The sequence below is a fragment of the Agromyces albus genome (assembly GCF_030815405.1).
GTDB lineage: Bacteria > Actinomycetota > Actinomycetes > Actinomycetales > Microbacteriaceae > Agromyces > Agromyces albus_A.
Genome location: NZ_JAUSWX010000001.1, coordinates 2,157,368 through 2,177,428 on the forward strand (window position 1 = coordinate 2,157,368; position 20,061 = coordinate 2,177,428).

The following is a 20,061-nucleotide window of genomic DNA, read 5'->3' on the forward strand; positions in this document are numbered from 1 at the left end:
GCGTGAATCATAACGCGATGGCATGCATTCGATCACTCACCTGTTCTTGTCGAATGGATGGCGAGCCGCCGAGACTGGTTGCATGCACCCCGCTCGCGACCACTTCGCCCCCGGCCGCGGCTACCTCGCGGCCTGCACGCTCGGACTTCCCGCCGACGTCACGCGTGACGCCGTGCGGCGCGACCTCGAACGGTGGTCGACCGGCGCCGCGACAGCCGCCGACTACTCCGCGGTGCTCGAACGCGCCCGCGGGCATGCCGCGACGCTCCTCGGCACGACGCCCGATCGCATCGCCACGGGCTCGCAGGTCTCGGTGTTCGCGGGGCTCGCCGCGGCATCCGCCCCGAGCGGAGGCGAGGTGCTGTGCGTCGACGGCGACTTCTCGTCGATCGTCGCCCCGTTCCTCGCGCGCGGCGACCTCCGCGTGCGGCACGTCCCAGTGGGCGAGCTCGCCGATGCCGTCACGGCACAGACCTGGCTCGTGTCGTTCTCGCTCGTGCAATCGGCCACCGGGGAGGTCACCGACGCAGCATCCGTCGTCGCCGCCGCCCGATCGGCCGGGGCGCTCACCCTCGTCGACACGACGCAGGCCACGGGGTGGATGGCCACGACCGGCCTCGGCGCCGACCTCATCGTCTGCCACTCGTACAAGTGGCTGTCCGCGCCGCGCGGCGCGGCGTTCGCGGCCGTCTCCGATCGCGTGCTCGCCGAGTTCAGGCCGCACGTCGCCGGCTGGTATTCGGGCGACGACCCGTGGGCCTCGTGCTACGGACCCGAGCTGTACCTCGCTGCCGGCGCACGCCGATTCGACGTCTCCCCCGCGTGGCACGCCTGGGCGGGCGCCGAGGCGGCCCTCGGGTTCACCGCGTCGCTCGACCTCGAGGAGGTGCAGCGGCACGATGTCAGGCTGGCGAACGCGTTCCGCGAGCGGATCGGGCTCGCGGCATCCGACAGCGCCATCGTCACGTGGCCCGACGAGCACGGCACCGAGCTCGCCGCGCTCGGCGCCGCCGGCATCACGGCATCGGGCCGGGCCGGCCGTGCTCGAGTCGCCTTCCACCTGTGGAACGACGACGAGGACGTCGAACTGGCCAGTCGCGCGCTCAGGCGCTGAAGCGCAGTAGCGCGAGCCTTCGGCGCGCTCAGCGGGCCGCGACGCTGATCATCGACTCGAGCGGATGCCCCGCCCGCACGTCGAGCAGCCGGGCGACCCCGTCGATCGGGGCCCCGAGCGGGGCTGCGAGCCCCTCACCCCGACCGCGTTCCGCGAGCGCCGCGACGAGCGCGCCCCGCACGTACGCCGATCCCCGGACGATGCCGCCGACCGCGCTCACCCGAATCGCCTCCCCGTTGGCGTGGCCCGCGCGCTCGAGGGCTGCCGCGGCGGAATGCGCGAGCTCACGCCCTGCCGCCGTCACGATGTGGGCCGCAGCGGGGTCGCCCGACTCGGCGGACTCGACGACCGCTCTCGCGAACGAGGCGATGCGCGACACGCGGCGATCGTCGCCCTGCAACCGCATGTACAGGTCGTCGAGCGGCCCGAACGCCTCCACGGCGAGCGCGGCGAGCACCGTCGACGCTCCCCTGCCGTCGTAGCTGCGGAGCACGGCGTCGAGCCCGGCTCGACCGATCCAGTACCCACTGCCGGCGTCGCCGAGCAGCGAGCCCCACCCGTCGACCTTGGCCGCGCCGCGCGCCGTGACCGCGAGCGTGACGACGCCGGTTCCGATGGCGAGCACGACGCCGGGCTCGTCGCCGTTGGCGGCGAGGTAGCCGCTCACCGAGTCGTGAGCGATGGCGACGCGCTGCACGCCAAGGGCGGCGACCGACTCCAGCAGCGGGATCGGCTGGGCGGCGGCGGGCGTCAGGCCGGACAGGCCGACCGCGAGCTCCGCTATCTCGAGTGAGTGCTCCCGCGCGAAGGCGTGGGCGACCTCGGAGATCTGCTCGAGCACAGGCCGATCGGTGAGCACGCCGGGCGTCTCCACCTCGACATGCCGCGCGTCGTGCGCGAATCGCAGCCGCATGCCGCTCTGCCCGCCATCGATGGACAGGCGCGAGCCTGTACTCGTTCCGGTCTTCACGCGAGCGTCACCGATTGCAGTGAACGCGGCGAGAGCTGCTCCTGCAGCACCATCGTGGCCGCACCGAGCGCCGCGGCATCCGTTCCGTTGACCGACATGCGCACCGTCACCTGCTGCAGGTGACGCGAGAGCGCACGCTCGCCCACGATGCGCTTGATCGTGCGCACGTAGATGGCCCCGACCTTCTCGAAGGCGCTGCCCGCGAGCACGAGGTGGTCGAGATCGATGATGTTGACGAGCGACACGATCGCCTCCGCGAGGTATTCGGCGGAGTCCTCGATGAGGGAGAGGGCGAGCGGATGCCCCGTGATCGCCGCTTCGGCGACCGCCGCGAAGTCGGCCGCCGCGACGCCCGTGAACTCGAGGTCGATGCCGCCCGACGCCGCTGCTTCTCGGGCACGGGCGATGACGGCATGCGGGCCAGCGTAGAGCTCGACGCATCCTCGATTGCCGCAGGGGCACTCGGGGCCGCGGGCGTCGACGCTCACGTGCCCGAGCTCGCCGACGTTCGACCTCGAGCCGCGGTACACGGTGCCGTCGAACACGATGCCCGCGCCGATTCCGGTGCCCATGTAGACGGACGCGTACGTCGAGCCGACCTCGGTCGCCCCGAGCCAGAACTCGCCGAGCGCTGCGGCCGTGGCGTCGTTGTCGAGCACGCACGAGAAGCCGGTGAGCCGCGAGAGCTCCGCGGTGAGCGGGAACTCGCTCCACGCCGCGAGTGAGGGAGCGCCGACGATGACGCCCGCCTCGCGGTCGATCGGCCCCGGCGCGGCGATGCCCAGGCCGACGACGGCCGCACGGTCGATGTCGAGGCCGTCGAGCAGGTGCGCGAGGTCGTCGGCCATGCGGCGCACGTAGTCGGCGGGGCCGAGCGCTCCCGGCCCGTCGATGCCCAGCCTGCCGATGATCGTGCCCGCGAGGTCGGCGACGACGAAGGTCGAGGAGTCGGCGCCGAGGTCGACGCCCACACCGAAGCGCGAGGCCGGGTTGATCTCGAGGCGCATGCGCGGCTTGCCACCCGAGGATTCGCCGCGACCCGTCTCGGAGACGACGCCGTCGGCGAGCAGTTCACGCACGAGGTTGGAGATCGTCGCTTGCGTGAGTCCGGTGATCTCGGCGAGTTCGACGCGACTGATCGGCCCCTGGGACCTGATCAGATCGAGGGCGCGCCCCTTCGACGAACCACGCCGCCGCATCGTCTCTGCCACACCGGAATACTAACTTAGATTGCTTTATTTAGCCACCGAAGAAAGCAGGGTGGCGACCGCGCTATCGGTTCAAGTGTGGAGCACCGCGTGCGAGAACACCACCCCGCCAAGCGGCGAGTCCGCGTGGAGCGGAGATCGTCGCGAGCCGACCGGATGGCCCGCCCCAAGATTGTCGGCACTCTGGGCAACTTACTTGACACACATACTTTAGTCGCCTAAGAAAGTACCCAGCGGTTTGCCGAACCCGCGCACCAAGCGCCTCGCACTCACGGCCGCGCACGTCACAGCACCGTGACACCCTTCGATGAAAGGTTCAACGATGTCCCTGAAGTCACGCAGAGGCGCAAGGTCGATCCTTGCCCTCGCCTCCCTCGCGACCGCGGCGCTTGCGCTCTCGGCCTGCTCGCCCGCTGCCAGCGGCGCCGGCGGCACCTCGATCACCGTCACCGCGAGCACCGGCACGCTCACCGAGAACTTCAACCCGTTCTCCCCCACTGCGCTCCCCTCCACGAACGGCGTCATCTTCGAGCCGCTCTACTGGTACAACGCGGCATCCGACGAGCCGCCCACGCCCATCCTCGCGACCGATTTCTCGTGGAACGACGACGGCACCGAGCTCACCGTCACGACGCGCGAGGGCGTCAAGTGGTCTGACGGCGAGGACTTCACCGCGGCGGATGTCGCCTTCACCTACAACCTCGTCGCCGAGACGCCCGAACTCAACACCTCTGGCTCCGCAGCAACCGCCGAGGCGATCGACGACACGACGGTCGTGCTGCACTTCCCCGAGCCGTCGTTCATGCAGGAGCCGAGCGTGCTCGGCAACCGCGGCATCGTGCCCGAGCACATCTGGAAGGACGTCGCCGACCCCACGACCGAGGTCAACTCCGACGCGGTCGGCACCGGACCGTTCATCCTCGAGGAGTTCACCGCCCAGAGCTACCTGCTCGAGAAGAACGATCAGTACTGGGACGAGGGCAAGCCTGCTATCGACAAGGTGCGCTTCGTCTCCCTCGACTCCGCGGATGCCGCGGCGGCCGCACTCATCGCCGGCAACGTCGACTGGATGAGCTCGTACCTGCCCGACCTCGAGCAGCTCCTGAAAGACCACGACAACCTCAGCTACGTGAACACCCCGGCGCTGACGACCTCGATCTTCACGTGCTCCAACGCCGAGCTCGGATGCACCGGCCCGCAGACCGACCCGGCCGTGCGCCAGGCGATCTACCACGCGATCAACCGCGACCAGCTCAACCAGCTCGCGGGCGGCGGCTTCGCCGGCACGAGCTCCCCGACGATGGTGATCCCCGGCCGTGACGACAACTGGATCACCGACCCCGAACTCTCGACGTCGCCTTCGAGTGCCGACGTCGACGAGGCATCCGCGATCCTCGACGCAGCGGGCTGGGTCACCGGCGCCGACGGGATCCGCGAGAAGAACGGCGAACGACTGAGCCTCACCGTGCAGACCGTCTCGGGCTGGAGCGACTACATCTCGCTGAACGACGCCATGTCGCAGCAGCTCGCAGAGGTGGGCATCGAGCTCAATCCCGTGCAGCTCGCCTGGAACGAGTGGAACAACAACCAGATGATGGGCACGTTCCAGCTCTCGCTCGACTCGATCGGCCTGCAGCCTTCGAACAACCCGTACTTCGTCTACAACAAGTGGTATGCGACCAGCCAGACCCTCCCCGTCGGCGAGTCGGCGAGCGCCGGCAACAGCTCCCGGTACTCGAACCCCGTCGTCGACGACGCGATCCACGCGGCCGCGGTGACGATCGACGAGGCGACCCAGAAGGCGCAGTACGCGACCATCCAGGCGGAGATCGCCCGCGACCTGCCCTACATCCCGATCTACGTGAACTCGATGCTCACCGAGTTCAATACCGATCGCGCCACCGGCTGGCCGACGAACGACGACAAGTTCGCGCTGCCCGCCACGTGGAAGAACTGGGACAACGGCATCGTCCTCAAGGAACTGCAGCCGGCGAAGTGACGACCGGGTGAAGACCGGTGCCGCCCACCCATCGGGCGGGCGGCACCGCACCCCGACCGCACTCGACCGAGAGACTCCGCCTCATGCGCCATCTGCTCCAGAAGCTCGGCTTCTACCTCATCGCCCTGTGGGCTGCGATCAGCCTCAACTTCTTCATTCCCCGGTGGATGCCGGGCAATCCCGTCGACATCATGCTCTCGAAGCTCGCCCAGCGCGGACCGGTCACCCCCGAGACCCGCAGGGCGATCGAGCTCCTCCTCGGCGGCGACAGTTCGCTGCCGCTCTGGGATCAGTACTGGCAGTATCTCGGCCAGGTGCTCGGCGGGAACCTCGGGGTGTCGGTGGCCTACTTCCCGACGCCCGTCGTCCAGGTGATCGACCAGACCCTGCCGTGGACCATCGGGCTCATCGGCATCTCCACCGTCATCTCCTTCCTCTTCGGCATCGGGCTCGGCCAGCTCGCCGGCTGGAAGCGCGGCTCGTGGCTCGACAACATCGTGCCCGTGACGACGATGTTCCAATCGGTGCCGTACTTCTGGCTCGCCCTCATCCTCCTGTTCGCCTTCGGCAGCGTCTGGCAGGTCTTCCCCCTGAACGGCGGCTACGACGTGTGGGAGGTCTCGCCCGGCTGGAGCCCGGAATTCATCGGCAGCGTCATCTACTACGGCACCCTGCCGGCGCTGACGATCGTGATCTCCTCGATCGGCGGCTGGATGCTCGGCATGCGCAACATGATGGTCTCGACCCTGTCGGAGGACTACATCGTGACGGCAGAGGCGAAGGGCCTGAAGCCGCGCCGCATCATGACGAGCTACGCCGCACGCAACGCCGTGCTGCCGTCCGTCGCCGGGTTCGCCATCTCGCTCGGCTTCGTGGTCGCGGGTTCGATCGTGACCGAGGCCGTCTTCTCGTACCCGGGCATCGGCTCGGCGCTCCTCCAGGCCGTCAACAGCAACGACTATGCCCTCATGCAGGGCATCTTCCTCGTGATCACCCTCTCGGTGCTCGGTGCGAACCTGCTCGTCGACCTGCTCTACACCGTCATCGACCCGCGCACCCGCGCCCGAGCATAGGAGGACGACATGACCGGACTCACCGAAGCACCCGCACTCGTCAGCGGCGCCGACAGGTTGCGCTCGCTCGGGCGCTCGCTGCCAACGATGACCCCGAAGCTCGCCTCAGGGCTCGGCATCGCGGCACTCATCGTGCTCTTCGGGCTCGTCGGCCCGCTGCTCGTCGGCAACCCGTCGACGGTGAACAACATCGGCTTGTCGGGGCCGAGCGCCGAGTTCCCGCTCGGTACGACGCAGACCGGTCAGGACGTGCTCGCCCAGCTCGCCCATGCGACCCGCGGCTCGCTCACGATCGGGCTCATCGTCGGGGTGCTCGTCGTGGCGCTCTCCGCGTTCTTCGGCATCGTCGGCGCCTATGCCGGCGGCTGGGTCGACGAGTCGTTCTCGCTCATCAGCAATGTCATGCTCGTGATCCCCGGGCTTCCGCTCGTCATCATCATCTCGAGCTACGTGCCCGACAAGAGCCTCCTGCTCGTCGCGGTGGTGCTCGCCATCACCGGCTGGGCCGGGTCGGCCCGAGTGCTCCGCGGGTTCACGCTCAGCCTGCGCAATCGCGACTACGTCGCCGCCGCTCGGGTCTCGGGCGAGAAGCCCTGGCGCATCCTCTGCGTCGAGATCCTGCCGAACCTCGTGCCGCTGCTCGCCTCGCAAGCGGTGTTCGCCGTCATCTTCGCGATCCTCGGCGAAGCCGGACTCTCCTTCCTGGGCCTCGGCGCCTCGGGTTCGTTCACGTGGGGCACGATGCTCTACTACGCGCAGAACGGACTCGCACTCCGTCTCGGCGCCTGGTGGTGGTTCGTGCCGCCGGGGCTGCTCATCGCGCTCTTCGGCGCTGCGCTCTCGCTCGTCAACTTCTCAATCGACGAGATCATCAACCCGAAGCTGCGCGCGCAGACCCGCCAGACCCGCAAGGCATGGGGTCTCTCGCGAGCAGAGCTCCGCCGCGTCGCGAAGGAGGACGAGCTGTGAACGAGAAGAACCCGGTGCTCACGATCTCGGACCTCAGCATCGACTACCTCGGCGAGCCCACCGTGCACGCCGTCAAGCACGTCTCGCTCACGCTCGGACGCGGGGAGATCCTCGGCCTCGCCGGCGAGAGCGGGTGCGGCAAGACCACGCTCGCCTATGGCGTCAATCGGCTCTTGAAGCCGCCGGCGATCATCTCCTCGGGGCACGCGGTCTTCCACTCCCGGGAGGGCTACTCGATCGACCTCGCCTCGCTCGAGGGTGAAGACCTGCGCGCATTCCGGTGGAGCCGGATCTCGATGGTCTTCCAGGGGGCGATGAACTCGCTCAACCCGGTGATCTCGATTCGCGCGCAACTCGAGGACATCTTCACGACGCACCGCCCCGATCTGCCGAAGCGTGAGCGACGCCGTCGCTGCGCCGAGCTGCTCGAGCGCGTCGGTGTCGACCCGTCACGGCTCACGTCCTTCCCGCACGAGCTCTCGGGCGGTATGCGGCAGCGCGTCATGATCGCGATGGCGATGGCGCTCGACCCGCAGATCATGATCATGGACGAGCCGACGACCGCCCTCGACGTGGTCGTGCAGCGCGAGATCCTGCGGGAGATCACGAGGCTCCGCGCCGAGCTCGGGTTCGCCGTGATCTTCATCACGCATGACCTGCCGCTCCTCCTCGAGATCTCGGACCGCATCGCCGTCATGCGAGCCGGTGAGATCGTCGAGCTCGCTGACGCCGGCGAGCTCTACGCGAACCCGCAACACGACTACACGAAGCAACTGCTCGCCTCGTTCCCGAGCCTCACCGGCGATCGCGGGGACTTCGTGCGCAGCGGCGTGAAACAGGAGGTGACGTCATGAGCGCGCTCGAGTTCCGTTCCGTCACGAAGGAGTACCGCTTGCGCGGCGGATTCCGCAGCCGCACGCTGACCGCGGTCGATGATGTCGACTTCCGCATCGAGGCCGGGCGCACGACGGCGCTCGTCGGGCAATCGGGAAGCGGCAAGTCGACGATCGCGAAGCTCATCCTGCAGCTCGAACGACCGACGCGCGGGCAGATCCTCCTCGACGGCTCGCCGATCCGGCGCCGCGGTGCGGGCCTCATCGCCTACCGCAGCGCCGTGCAGATGGTCTTCCAAGACCCGTTCGCGTCGCTGAATCCGTACCACACCGTCTTCCACCACCTCGCCCGTCCGCTCGTGCTGCACGGAATGGCGCGCGGAGAGGCCGAAGTGTCCCAACGGGTCGGAGCACTGCTCGCGCGCGTGCAGCTCGAGCCCGGCATCGCCCGGCGCAAGCCGCACGAGCTGTCGGGCGGCCAGCGCCAGCGCGTCGCCATCGCTCGTGCCCTCGCGCCGCAGCCGCGGATCCTGATCGCCGACGAACCGGTGTCGATGCTCGACGTCTCGATCCGCCTGGGCGTGCTGAACCTCCTCGCCGAATTGCAGCGCGAGGAGGACCTCGGGGTGCTCTACATCACCCACGACCTCGCGACCGCCCGCCATTTCTCCGATGAGATCCTCGTCATGTACCGCGGTGAGATCGTCGAGCGCGGACCTGCCGACGACGTCATCCTGTCGCCGAAGCACGAATACACGAAGCTGCTCGCCGAAGCCGCTCCCAACCCAGAGAAGAGACGTGCCGCATGAGTTTCCGTTCCCTCGACTCCGCCGACGGGGCCGACTGGTTCCTCGCCGCAACTGCAGGAGCCGCATCCGACGCCTTCGCGACGGAGATCGCGGCCCGAGTGCCGGGCCAGGTGCACCTCGACCTCGTGGCCGCCGGCAGCATCCCCGATCCGTACGACGGCGCCAACGAGACGCAGCTCGCGTGGATCGGTCGCACCGACTGGCGGTACCGCACCGTGTTCGACTGGCACGACGACGGACACACCCGGCACGACCTCGTCGCACTCGGACTCGACACGGCGGCGACCATCCGGCTCAACGGGAAGCTCATCGCCAGCACGGCCAACCAGCACCGCACGTACCGATTCGACGTGCGCGACTCGCTCGTCGACGGCAAGAACGAGCTCGTCGTCGAGTTCCGTGCTCCGCTCGACTTCGCCGACGAGCAGGAGCAACTGCTCGGCGCCCGCCCCCACGTCAACCATCACCCGTTCAACGCCATGCGCAAGATGGCCTGCGACTTCGGCTGGGACTGGGGCATCGACCTGTCCTCTTCGGGCATCTGGAAGTCGATCGGCATCGACTCCTGGTCAGGGGTGCGCATCTCGGGCGTTCGGCCGCTCGTCGAGGTCTCGGCGCTCGTCGGCGATCTCGCGCGCGGCCGGCTCGACGCACGGGTCTCGCTCGAGTGGGCGGATGCCGCATCCGCCGCCGACACCGAGATCACCGTCCAGGTGGCGGGCGCCACCGCCACGGCGCTCGCATCGGCCGGCACGACCGAGCTCGGTGTCGTCGTCGACGCGGGCGAGGTCGACCTGTGGTGGCCACGCGGCTACGGCGCGCAACCCCGCTACGAGGTGACCGTGAGCGCCGGCGACGACGGGTGGTCGGCACTCGTGGGCTTCCGCTCGGTAGAGGTCGACACCTCGCCCGACGAGCTCGGCACTCCGTTCACCATCGTCGTGAACGGCCGAGTCGTCAACATCCGCGGCGCGAACTGGATCCCCGACGACACCTTCGTCACGCGCGTCGACCCCGAGCGCTACCTCTCGCGAGTGAGTGACGCGGTCGAGGCCAACATGAACCTCCTCCGGGTGTGGGGCGGCGGCCTGTACGAGCATGACGACTTCTACGACATCTGCGATGAGCTCGGGGTGCTCGTCTGGCAGGACTTCCTCTTCGCGTGCGCCGCCTACGCCGAGGAGGAGCCGATGCGCGGCGAGGTGGAGGCCGAGGCCCGCGAGCAGGTGGCCCGGCTGTCGCGGCATCCGTCCCTCGTGCTCTGGAACGGGTGCAACGAGAACATCTGGGGATACCTCGAGTGGGACTGGCGCCGTCGCCTCGAGGGGCGCACGTGGGGCGAGGGCTACTACTTCGATCTGCTGCCCTCGATCGTCGCAGAGCTCGACCCGACACGGCCCTACTCCCCCGGCAGCCCGTTCTCGTTCATGCGGTACGCCCACCCGAACGACGCACGGCACGGCACCATGCACCTCTGGGACGTCTGGAACGAGCGCGACTACACCGCGTATCGCGAGCACGAGCCGAGGTTCGCATCGGAGTTCGGCTTCCAGGGGCCGCCGGCCTGGACGACCCTCACGGGTGTCGTGCACGACGAGCCGCTCGATCCCTACGGCGAACAGATGCTCGTGCACCAGAAGGCCGACCAGGGCAACGTCAAGCTCGAGCGCGGGCTGGGCGCCCACCTGCCGAAGTGGCGTGACATCGACGAGTGGCATTTCGCGACGCAGCTGAACCAGGCTCGAGCGCTCGCGTTCGGCATCGAGCACTTCCGCTCGCTGTACCCGCGCAACACGGGCCAGATCGTCTGGCAGTTGAACGACTCGTGGCCGGTGATCTCGTGGGCCGCCGTGGACTTCTCGGGCATCCGCAAGCCCGCGTGGCACGCCTTGCGCCGCGTGTACGGCGACCGGCTGCTGACCGTGCAGCCGCACGATGGCCGGGCGGTCCTCGTCGCGCATAATGACCGCGACGAAGCGTGGCGCGGTGAGGTCGAGGTCACTCGCATGACGCTCGACGGCGACCGCCTGGCCGCCGAGACGCACGCGCTCGAGCTCGGGGCGCGTGAGTCGGCGCGGTTCCCGCTCGGTGCGGAGGTGCTGGCGACGACGGATGCCACGGGCGAGTTCGTGCTCGTGCGCGCGGGCGACGGCGTGGCCGACGCGCTGTGGTACTTCTCCGAGGATCCTGAGCTGAAGCTCCGTTCGCCCGCTGACGCGCTGGCCGTGGACTGGAGCACCGGCGACGACGTGGCGCGATTGACCGTGACCGCCTCGTCGCTCGTGAAGGACCTCGTGCTGCAGGCCGACCGCATCGCTCCCGGCGCGCGCGTCGACTCCGGCCTCGTCACCCTGGCCGCGGGCGACTCGCATACCTTCCTCGTCACCGGAACAGGGGGTGCCGAGCTCAGGGGACACGACCGCTTCCCGACGCTATGTTCGGTGAATGACCTCATTGCATAGCGCCGACGTCGAGGCATCCGTCGGCCTGTGTCTGCACCAGCCTCGCCGGCGCGTGCCCATGGAACCCTTCTGGCAGCGGTTCATCACGGGTGCTGAAGAGGCTCTCGCGGCCCGCGGGCACCGACTGCTCATGAAGGTCGTGGCGTCGCTCGACGACGAGGTGCGCGTGCACGCGCGCTGGCACGACGAGGCACGCGTGCGGGGTGTCATCGTCGCCGACCTGACGCCCACCGACCGGCGTCTGGACTCGCTCTCGGAACTGGGGCTGCCGGCCGTCGCGCTCGCGCGAGCCGAAGACGCGCCGGGGTTCTCGACGTTCACCGACGACAACGTCGAGATCGTCGATCGGGTGGTCGCCCATTTCGCCGAGCGCGGGCACCGGCACCTCGCTCGCGTGACGGGCCCCGCGATGTACGTGCACACGCAGTTGCGCGACGAGGCGTTCGCCCGCTCGTGCGAGGCACTCGGCATCCGGCACGAACGACACGAGGCCGACTTCACCGCCGACAGCGGTGCTGCCGCGACCCGCGAGCTCCTCATGCGCGCCGACGCCCCGTCGGGGATCCTGTTCGACAACGACGTCATGGCACTCGCCGGACTCGAGGTCTGCCGAGAGCTCGAGCACACGGTGCCCGAGCGCGTGGCGATCGTCGCATGGGACGATTCGGTGGCCTTGCAGCTCACGAGCCCCACCGTGACCGCGCTCGCCCATGATCTCACCCGCTACGGCCGCGGGGCTTCGGAACTCCTCCTCGACACCATCGCCGACGGGCGCGTGCGCAGCGGCCGAGCCGAACCGCCGAGGCTCGTCATTCGCGAATCGACATGAGCGGGCCGTGCGCCCGGCTCAGAGCTCGGCCGTGCGCACCGGGTTCGAGAGCGTGCCGAGGCCCGAGACCGTGATCTCGACGACGTCGCCCGAGACGATCGGACCGACGCCCGCCGGCGTGCCGGTGAGGATGACGTCGCCGGGAAGCAGCGTGAACACGGATGACGCGTAGGCGATGATCGCCGGGATCGAGTGCACCATGTCGGCCAGGCGCCCCTCCTGGCGGCGCTCGCCGTTCACGCTCGTCTCGATCGTGCCGTGCTCGAGATCGATCTCGGTGTCGATCACGGGGCCGAGCGGGCAGAACGTGTCGAAGCCCTTCGCGCGTGCCCACTGACCATCGCTGCGCTGGAGGTCTCGTGCGGTGACGTCGTTCGCGATCGTGTAGCCGAAGACGAATGCGTGGGCGTCTTCTTCGGCGACGTTCTTCGCGATGCGGCCGATGACGACCGCGAGCTCGCCCTCGTGATCGACCTGCTTGCTCTGCCGGGGCAGCGCGATCGTGTCGTCGGGGCCGATGACCGAGGTGTTCGGCTTCAGGAAGAGCAGCGGCTCGGAGGGGGCGTCGCCGCCCATCTCGGCCGCGTGGTCGCGGTAGTTCTTGCCGACCGCGACGATCTTCGAACGCGGGATCACGGGCGCGAGCAGCTTCGCGTCGGCGAGCCGCACGCGCTCGCCCGTGGTCTCGAACCCGGCGAACATCGGGTCGGCCTTCAGCACGACGAGCTCGTCCTCCTCTTCATCGACGACGCCGAATGCGATGGAATCGCCGTGACTGAATCGCGCGAGCTTCATGCGTTCAGCCTAGCGGCGAGGCATTCGCGATCAGTCGCTTGCCGAGGCTCGCGACTTCGTCGACCTGATAGCCGAGACGGCGATAGAACTCGATCACGCCTGCGTTCGTCGAACGCACCTGGAGGTTGAGCTTCGGGCACCCGAGCTCGGTGAGCAACCGCTCTGCCTCCTCCATGAGTCGGGCACCGAGTCGTTCGCCGCGCCGCGATTCGTCGACCGCGAGGTAGTTCACCCAGCCGCGATGGCCGTCGTACCCGACCATCGCCGTCGCGATGACGACGCCGCCCGACTCCCCCACGAGGAAGAGCTCGGGCTGCACGGCGAGCTTGCGCTCGATGTCGCGATACGGGTCGTTCCATGGCACGACGAGGCCCGCGGCGCACCACAGCTCGACGACGGCTTCGGTGTCGGCCCGATCGAACGCGCGGATGCGCATGCCGGTCGGCGAGACCGCCGCGGTCACGCGTCGAGGCGGGTCAACCACCCGTGGCGGTCTTCGACCCGTCCGTACTGGATGCCCGTGAGCTCTTCGCGCAGCGACAGCGCGAGCTCGCTCGACGCGGCCCCCGAGTGCACGATCTCGAAGTCGTCGGCGAGGAGTCGCCCGATCGGCACGACGACGGCGGCCGTGCCGCACGCGAAGGCGCCGACGATGTCGCCGGATGCCGCGCCCTCGCGCCACTCCGTCATGGTGACGCGGCGACGCTCGACGGCGTGCCCGCGATCGGCCGCGAGCTGCAGCACGGAGTCGCGCGTGATGCCCTCGAGGATCGAGTCGGACTCGGGGGTGACCAGGGTGCCGTCACGCTGCACGAACACGATGTTCATGCCGCCGAGTTCCTCGATGTACCCGTCGTTGTCGAGGAAGAGCACCTGCTGGCAGCCTTTCGCGGATGCCTCGGCCTGGGGCAGCAGGCTCGAGGCGTAGTTGCCGCCGGTCTTCGCCGCTCCCGTGCCGCCCTTGCCGGCGCGCGCGTAGTCGGTCGACAGCCAGATGCTCACGGGCTGCACGCCGCCCGGGAAGTATGCCGCGGCCGGGCTCGCGATGACGTAGTAGCCGACCTTCTTCGCGGGACGCACGCCGAGGAACGCCTCTTTCGCGAACATGAACGGCCGCAGGTAGAGGCTCGTCTCGAGCGCACTCGGCACCCACGCGGCGTCGACGCCGATCAGCTGCTTGAGCGACTCGAGGAAGATCTCGCTCGGCAGCTCGGGCAGCGCCATGCGGCGTGCCGAGCGCTGCATGCGCGCGGCGTTCTCGTACGGGCGGAAGGTCCAGACCGAGCCGTCGGCATGGCGGTAGGCCTTCATGCCCTCGAAGATCTCCTGCGCGTAGTGGAAGACGGCGGCCGCGGGGTCGAGCTGGATGGGGCCGTAGGGCTGCACCCGGGGGCGGTGCCAGCCGCCCTTCTCCGACCAGCACAGGTCGATCATGTGGTCGGTGAAGTGGTTGCCGAATCCGGGGTCGGCGAGGATCACGTCGCGTTCGGCCTCGCTGCGCGAGGACTCGTTGCGGATGACCTGCCAGATAAGACCTGATGCGGAGGGGGCCTGGAGCGGGAGATTGATGGTCATGGTGTCTTCCTTCGAGTACTCGGAATCTTCTACAGTGCGCCGAGGCGGGCGACGACGGCGTCGCCGACTTCGGAGGTCGAGCGTTTCGCGTCGCCGCGTTCGGCGATGTCGGCGGCGACCGCCCTCGTGACCCGCTGAGCCTGCTCCGTGAGGCCGAGGTGCTCGAGGAGCAGCGCGACGGAGAGGATCGCGGCTGTGGGGTCGGCGATGCCCTTCCCGGCGATGTCGGGTGCGGAACCGTGAACCGGCTCGAACATGCTGGGGAACCGGCCGTCGGGGTTGATGTTGCCCGAGGCTGCGAGGCCGATGCCGCCGCTGATTGCGCCGGCCAGATCGGTGAGAATGTCGCCGAAGAGGTTGTCCGTGACGATGACATCGAATCTAGCAGGATCCGTGACGAGGAAGATCGTCGCCGCATCGACGTGCAGGTAGTCGACGGCGACGTCGGGGAACTCGATTGCGACGGCATCGACGGTGCGCTTCCAGAGGGAGCCGGCGAAGACGAGCACGTTCGTCTTGTGCACGAGCGTGAGTCGCTTGCGAGGGCGAGCGGATGCCGCAGCGAACGCGTAGCGCACGACGCGCTCCACCCCGTAGCCGGTGTTCACCGACACCTCGTTCGCGACCTCGTGCGGCGTGCCGACGCGGATCGCCCCGCCGTTGCCGACATACGGCCCCTCAGTGCCCTCACGGACGACGAGGAAGTCGACGTCGCCCGGAGCGGCGAGCGGGCTCGTGACGCCCGGGTACAGCACCGTCGGACGCAGGTTGACGTAGTGGTCGAGCTCGAATCGGAGCTTGAGCAGGAGTCCACGCTCGATGTTCGCGCCGAGGAGTCGCGGATCGCCGGGGGCACCGCCGACGGCGCCGAGCAGGATCGCGTCGTGACCGGCGATCGCGGCGAGGTCGTCGTCGGTCATCACGTCGCCGGTCTCGAGGTAGCGGGAAGCGCCGAGCGAGAACTCCGTCTGCTCGAACGAGACCTCGCCACCGTCGGTGACGGCCGCGAGGGCCTTCAGCGCCTCGCCGACGACCTCGGGTCCGATCCCATCACCGGGAATGACCGCGAGCCTGACCGTGCCTACCATGAATTCTCCTTCGTGCGCCAGCCCTCCCAGCGTACTGTCCACGCGTGCGACCGATCGATACACTCGGCCTCAGGAAGAGGTATCCGCCTCATCGAAACGCGGCCTGCATGGCCGCCGGAGAGAAAGCAGGAACCACCCATGAGTCTCGGTCTCGGAATCGTGCTCTTCGTGATCGGCGCGATCCTCGCGTTCGCGCTCAACCTCACCGTCGACTGGATCGATCTCCAATTGGTCGGCTACATCCTGATGATCGCCGGAGTGATCGTGGTCATCCTCGGCATCATCCTGCTCGCCCGTCGTCGTCGTTCCGTGGCGACCTCCCACACGAGCGTCGACCCCGCTACGGGTGACCGCGCGACGCGCGCCGAACACTCGACTCCCGAGGACCCCACCGTTCTCTGAGCAGTCCTGAGTCGAACGGCCGTCCCGGCACTCCCTGAGAGCTGAGGGCGGCCGTTCGCTGCTGTCACCGGGGCGCTTCAGTCGGCGTCGGATGCACCTGGGTTCTTGAGCGCCACCGCGGCGACGATCGCGGCTGCGATCATGAGCGCCACGCCGATGAGCGAGGTCACCACGACGCCGCCGTCGAAGGCATGGGCCGCGGATGCCGCGAGCTCGGCGCCGACCGCGGCGGGGATCCCCTCGGCCACGGTCACGGCACCCGCGAGCGTCTCTCGCGCGGCATCCGCCTGCTCGCCGGTGAGCACCGCAGGCAGCTCGATCCCCGCCCGGAAGTGCGCGGCGAGGATGCTGCCGAGCAGGGCCGTGCCGAGCACCGCACCGAGTTCGTACGCCGTCTCGGACACGGCGGAGGCGGCACCCGCCTTCGTCGGCGGCGCGCTCGAGAGGATCAGCTCGTTCGAGACGGTCTCGGCGGAGCCGATGCCGACACCGAGCAGCATGAAGGCGATGACGATCGGCGCGATCGAGTGGGCGCTCGAATCGGCGCTCGTGAAGAGAGCGATCACGAGATATCCCGCCGCGGAGAGCACGAGTGCGATCGGCACCAGCACCCGCGGCCTGACCCGGCGAGCGATGGGCACGACGACCAGGCCCGCGATGATCATCGCGATGAGGCCCGGCAGGAGGGCGAGTCCGGCCGCGACCGGCGTGAGCCCCGCGATGAGTTGCAGGTGCTGCGACACGAAGTACAGGAACCCGACGAGCGCGATCACGCTGAAGAGGTTCACGAGCACCGCGCCGCCGAACGACCCCTGCCGGAAGAGCCGCACGTCGAGCATCGGCGAATCGCTGCGCAGCTGCCGCCGCACGAACCACGCCGCGCAGGCGAGGCCGATCACGATCGCCGGCACGCCGAAGCCGCCGATTCCCTCGGTCGCGAGCGACTTGATGCCGTAGACGACCGGCCCCATCGCCGCGAGCGAGAGCACGGTGCTGACGACGTCGATGCGGCCGGGAGCGGGGTCGCGGCTCTCGGGGATCAGCAGGGGCACGAGCACCAGCAGGGGCACGAGCACCGGCACGGCGAGGAGGAACACCGAGCCCCACGCGAAGTGCTCGAGCAGGATGCCGCCGACGAGTGGCCCGAGCGCGCTGCCCGCCGCGAATCCCGACGCCCAGATCGCGATCGCGAGCCGCCGCTGTTCGCGATCGGTGAAGACCGCCCGCAGCAGCGAGAGCGTCGACGGCATGAGCATCGCGCCGAAGAAGCCGAGCGCGGCACGGGCCGCGATGAGCGCCTCAGCGGTCGGTGCGAACGCGGCGACGATCGACACGAGCGCGAACCCCGTCGAGCCGATGAGGAGCAGTCGGCGCCGTCCGAAGCGATCGCCGGTGCTGCCCATCGCGACGAGGAGGCCGGCGAGCACGAGCGGATACGCGTCGATGATCCAGAGCTGCTGTGCAGCAGTCGGGGCGAGATCGCGCGCGATGGCGGGCAGCGCGAAGCTCAGCACGGTGTTGTCGACCGACACGAGCAGTACGGGCAGCATGAGCACGGCGAGCGCGGCCCACGCGCGCCGCGGTGCTCGCGGTGCCACGGTCGTGGGCGTGGGGGCCGTCGCGGCGGCGGGCCTCGTCGGCGTCTCGACTGTGCCGGTGTCAGTGCTTGTCGTGTTGATCATTCCGAATCCATTACTATACCGTCCAGCCGGTATAGTATCAGAACCATGGAACGATATCGCTCGCTACGATCGAGCACATGAGCCGACCCCCTGCCGCCCGTGACGCCGTGCTCGATGCGTTCGAGCGCATCCTGATCGATGGCGGCGAGCGAGCCGCGACCCTCGACGCCACGGCCCGCGCAGCCGGCGTGTCGAAGGGCGGGCTGCTCTACCACTTCTCGTCGCGCGAAGCGCTTGTCGACGCGGTGCTCGCGCGCTTCCGCGAGCTCGTCGATACCGACATCGAGCAGCTCGAGCGCGCCCCTGAGGGCGCCGTCGCCCATTACGTGCGCAGTGCCGTCGCCGTCGGCCATCCGCTCGACCGCGCCGGCGTCGCGGCGGCGCGACTCGCCCAAGCGGGCAGCGCACCCGCCGTCCGCGTGATCAGGGCGGTGCGCCAGCGCTGGCTCGGCGCCGTGCGCCGCCACGTCTCCGACCCCACGGTCGCCCTCGCGATCACCCTCATCGGCGACGGGCTCTACTACGACTCCGCGTTGCACGGCGACGACGCCGAGACCGGCGTCGACGCGCCCCGCGCGGCGGAGATGGACTCGCTCATCGCGCTGCTCGAGCGGCTCGCCGCCGAGCCGCCCCGGGCGCCTACTCCGTGATGTCGATCTCGACGAGCACGTCGGCCTCGATGGCCTCGCGCACTCGCTCGAGCACCTCGGTGGGCACCGGCGAGTCGACGGTGAGCACGCTGAGCGCCTCGCCGCCCGCCTCACGCCGCGCGATCTGCATGCCGGCGATGTTGATGCCGGCGTCGCCGAACTCGCGGCCGTAGATCGCCACGATGCCGGGACGATCGGTGTACTCCATGATGATGTGCGTCGACGCGATCGGCACCTCGATCTCGTACCCGTTCACGCCCACGAGCTTCTCGATCTGCTTCGTGCCGGTGAGGGTGCCCGACACCGAGAGCTGACGGCCGTCGGCGAGCGCGCCCGCGATCGTGATGACGTTGCGGTACTCGGGCGACTCCGCCTCGGTGATCAGGCGAACCGAGACGCCGCGTTGCTCAGCGAGCAACGGTGCATTCACATACGAAACCGTCTCACTCACGATCTTCGTGAAAATGCCCTTGAGGGCCGCGAGCTTGAAGACGCTGACGTCGTAGTCGACGAGCTCACCGCGCACCTCGACGTCGACGCTCGTGAGCGCGGCATCCGCAAGTCCGGCGAAGAGCTGGCCGAGCTTCTCGACGAGCGGGATGCCGGGACGCACGTAGGGATCGATGACGCCGCCGGCGACGTTCACCGCATCGGGCACCAGCTCGCCGGCGAGCGCCAGGCGCACCGACTTCGCGACCGACACGCCCGCCTTCTCCTGCGCCTCGTCGGTCGAGGCGCCGAGGTGCGGCGTGACGATGACGTTCGGCAGCGACAGCAGCGGCGACTCGCGCGGCGGCTCCGAGACGAAGACGTCGAGGCCGGCGCCGGCGATGCGGCGAGCGACGAGCGCCTCGTAGAGCGCGTCTTCATCGATGAGCCCGCCACGGGCGACGTTCACGAGGAACGCCGTGGGCTTCATCCGCTCGAACTGCTCAGTGCTGATCATGCCCGTGGTCTCGGGCGTCTTCGGCATGTGGATCGTGATGAAGTCGCTGCGCTCGAGGAGCTCGTCGAGGCTCACGGTCTGCACCCCGAGCTGCTGGGCTCGCGCGGCCGTGATGTAGGGGTCGTAGGCGATGACCTCTGTGCCGAACGCCTGGAGGCGGGCGGCGATGAGGGCGCCGATGCGACCGAGGCCGATGATGCCGATGGTCTTCTCGTAGAGCTCGACGCCCGTGTAGTGCGAGCGCTTCCACTCGCCCTGGGCGAGCGCCGCGTGCGCCGCCGGAATGTGGCGGGCGAGGCTCAGGATGTGTCCGACAGTGAGCTCGGCGGCGGAGATGATGTTCGACGTCGGCGCGTTCACGACCATGACGCCGGCCGTCGTGGCCGCCTTGATGTCGACGTTGTCGAGCCCGACGCCCGCACGCGCGATGACCTTGAGCCTCGGTGCGGCGGCGATCGCCTCGGCGTCGACCTTCGTCGCGGAACGCACGAGGATCGCATTCGCGTCGGAGAGCGCCGCGAGCAGCGCTGGACGATCGGTGCCGTCGACGTTGCGAACGTCGAAGTCGGGCCCGAGCGCATCGACGGTGGCGGGTGAGAGTTCTTCTGCGATCAGCACGACCGGCTTTGACACGACGAATCGATTCCTTTGGCCAGA

At 69.1% G+C, this 20,061-nt stretch carries 18 protein-coding genes; 10 read left to right on the forward strand and 8 right to left on the reverse strand.

Annotated features, from left to right (window positions below):
- Nucleotides 1–82 precede the first annotated feature (82 nt).
- On the forward strand, nucleotides 83–1,114 hold the full coding sequence (locus tag QFZ29_RS10090; protein ID WP_306893987.1) for an aminotransferase class V-fold PLP-dependent enzyme: 1,032 nt from the start codon (nucleotides 83–85) through the stop codon (nucleotides 1,112–1,114).
- Nucleotides 1,115–1,142: 28 nt separating this feature from the next.
- On the opposite strand, the gene QFZ29_RS10095 is transcribed toward QFZ29_RS10090, so the two are convergent.
- The gene (locus tag QFZ29_RS10095; RefSeq protein WP_306893988.1) at nucleotides 1,143–2,027 is read right to left on the reverse strand and encodes an N-acetylglucosamine kinase; all 885 of its coding nucleotides are present in this window, start codon (nucleotides 2,025–2,027) and stop codon (nucleotides 1,143–1,145) included.
- 53 nt (nucleotides 2,028–2,080) lie between these two features.
- Nucleotides 2,081–3,295: an ROK family transcriptional regulator gene (locus QFZ29_RS10100; RefSeq protein WP_306893989.1), complete on the reverse strand. Its 1,215-nt coding sequence runs from the start codon at nucleotides 3,293–3,295 to the stop codon at nucleotides 2,081–2,083.
- Nucleotides 3,296–3,614: 319 nt separating this feature from the next.
- Here QFZ29_RS10100 and QFZ29_RS10105 point away from each other — a divergent pair, with 319 nt between their 5' ends.
- From QFZ29_RS10105 to QFZ29_RS10135, 7 genes are all read left to right on the forward strand, one after another.
- Complete coding sequence (locus tag QFZ29_RS10105; RefSeq protein WP_306893990.1) at nucleotides 3,615–5,291, forward strand: ABC transporter substrate-binding protein; 1,677 nt, start codon at nucleotides 3,615–3,617, stop codon at nucleotides 5,289–5,291.
- Between the two features lie 83 nt (nucleotides 5,292–5,374).
- Nucleotides 5,375–6,364, forward strand: coding sequence for an ABC transporter permease (locus QFZ29_RS10110; protein WP_306893991.1), 990 nt, complete (start codon nucleotides 5,375–5,377; stop codon nucleotides 6,362–6,364).
- A gap of 9 nt (nucleotides 6,365–6,373) precedes the next feature.
- Entirely contained in the window at nucleotides 6,374–7,333 is a 960-nt protein-coding gene (locus tag QFZ29_RS10115) for an ABC transporter permease (protein ID WP_306893992.1), read from the forward strand.
- The gene (locus tag QFZ29_RS10120; RefSeq protein ID WP_306893993.1) at nucleotides 7,330–8,187 is read left to right on the forward strand and encodes an ABC transporter ATP-binding protein; all 858 of its coding nucleotides are present in this window, start codon (nucleotides 7,330–7,332) and stop codon (nucleotides 8,185–8,187) included. Before QFZ29_RS10115 ends, QFZ29_RS10120 begins: the two co-directional genes overlap by 4 nt.
- Entirely contained in the window at nucleotides 8,184–8,975 is a 792-nt protein-coding gene (locus tag QFZ29_RS10125; protein ID WP_306893994.1) for an ABC transporter ATP-binding protein, read from the forward strand. Before QFZ29_RS10120 ends, QFZ29_RS10125 begins: the two co-directional genes overlap by 4 nt.
- Nucleotides 8,972–11,437: a glycoside hydrolase family 2 protein gene (locus tag QFZ29_RS10130; RefSeq protein WP_306893995.1), complete on the forward strand. Its 2,466-nt coding sequence runs from the start codon at nucleotides 8,972–8,974 to the stop codon at nucleotides 11,435–11,437. Before QFZ29_RS10125 ends, QFZ29_RS10130 begins: the two co-directional genes overlap by 4 nt.
- Complete coding sequence (locus tag QFZ29_RS10135) at nucleotides 11,421–12,266, forward strand: LacI family DNA-binding transcriptional regulator (protein WP_306893996.1); 846 nt, start codon at nucleotides 11,421–11,423, stop codon at nucleotides 12,264–12,266. Before QFZ29_RS10130 ends, QFZ29_RS10135 begins: the two co-directional genes overlap by 17 nt.
- 18 nt (nucleotides 12,267–12,284) lie before the next feature.
- Here QFZ29_RS10135 and QFZ29_RS10140 read toward each other — a convergent pair whose 3' ends face one another.
- From QFZ29_RS10140 to QFZ29_RS10155, 4 genes are read right to left on the reverse strand one after another with little or no spacing between them, the layout of a single operon-like run.
- The gene (locus QFZ29_RS10140) at nucleotides 12,285–13,061 is read right to left on the reverse strand and encodes a fumarylacetoacetate hydrolase family protein (protein ID WP_306893997.1); all 777 of its coding nucleotides are present in this window, start codon (nucleotides 13,059–13,061) and stop codon (nucleotides 12,285–12,287) included.
- A 4-nt stretch (nucleotides 13,062–13,065) separates the two neighbouring features.
- Nucleotides 13,066–13,524, reverse strand: a complete 459-nt coding sequence (locus QFZ29_RS10145) for a GNAT family acetyltransferase (RefSeq protein ID WP_306893998.1) — start codon at nucleotides 13,522–13,524, stop codon at nucleotides 13,066–13,068.
- On the reverse strand, nucleotides 13,521–14,636 hold the full coding sequence (locus QFZ29_RS10150) for a branched-chain amino acid aminotransferase (protein WP_306893999.1): 1,116 nt from the start codon (nucleotides 14,634–14,636) through the stop codon (nucleotides 13,521–13,523). The genes QFZ29_RS10145 and QFZ29_RS10150 overlap by 4 nt, the downstream gene beginning before the upstream one ends.
- 29 nt (nucleotides 14,637–14,665) lie before the next feature.
- Entirely contained in the window at nucleotides 14,666–15,724 is a 1,059-nt protein-coding gene (locus QFZ29_RS10155; RefSeq protein WP_306894000.1) for a 3-isopropylmalate dehydrogenase, read from the reverse strand.
- 138 nt (nucleotides 15,725–15,862) lie between these two features.
- Here QFZ29_RS10155 and QFZ29_RS10160 point away from each other — a divergent pair, with 138 nt between their 5' ends.
- The gene (locus tag QFZ29_RS10160) at nucleotides 15,863–16,126 is read left to right on the forward strand and encodes a DUF6458 family protein (RefSeq protein WP_306894001.1); all 264 of its coding nucleotides are present in this window, start codon (nucleotides 15,863–15,865) and stop codon (nucleotides 16,124–16,126) included.
- Nucleotides 16,127–16,203: 77 nt separating this feature from the next.
- Here QFZ29_RS10160 and QFZ29_RS10165 read toward each other — a convergent pair whose 3' ends face one another.
- Nucleotides 16,204–17,808, reverse strand: a complete 1,605-nt coding sequence (locus QFZ29_RS10165) for an MFS transporter (protein WP_306894002.1) — start codon at nucleotides 17,806–17,808, stop codon at nucleotides 16,204–16,206.
- Nucleotides 17,809–17,885: 77 nt separating this feature from the next.
- Between QFZ29_RS10165 and QFZ29_RS10170 the strand changes: the two genes are divergently transcribed.
- The gene (locus tag QFZ29_RS10170; protein ID WP_306894003.1) at nucleotides 17,886–18,458 is read left to right on the forward strand and encodes a TetR/AcrR family transcriptional regulator; all 573 of its coding nucleotides are present in this window, start codon (nucleotides 17,886–17,888) and stop codon (nucleotides 18,456–18,458) included.
- Here the strand turns inward: QFZ29_RS10170 and serA are convergent.
- Nucleotides 18,448–20,037 carry a phosphoglycerate dehydrogenase gene (gene serA, locus QFZ29_RS10175; RefSeq protein WP_306894004.1) on the reverse strand — a complete coding sequence of 530 codons (1,590 nt, stop codon included), beginning with the start codon at nucleotides 20,035–20,037 and terminating at the stop codon, nucleotides 18,448–18,450. The two genes, QFZ29_RS10170 and serA, sit on opposite strands and share 11 nt — an antisense overlap.
- Nucleotides 20,038–20,061 lie beyond the last annotated feature (24 nt).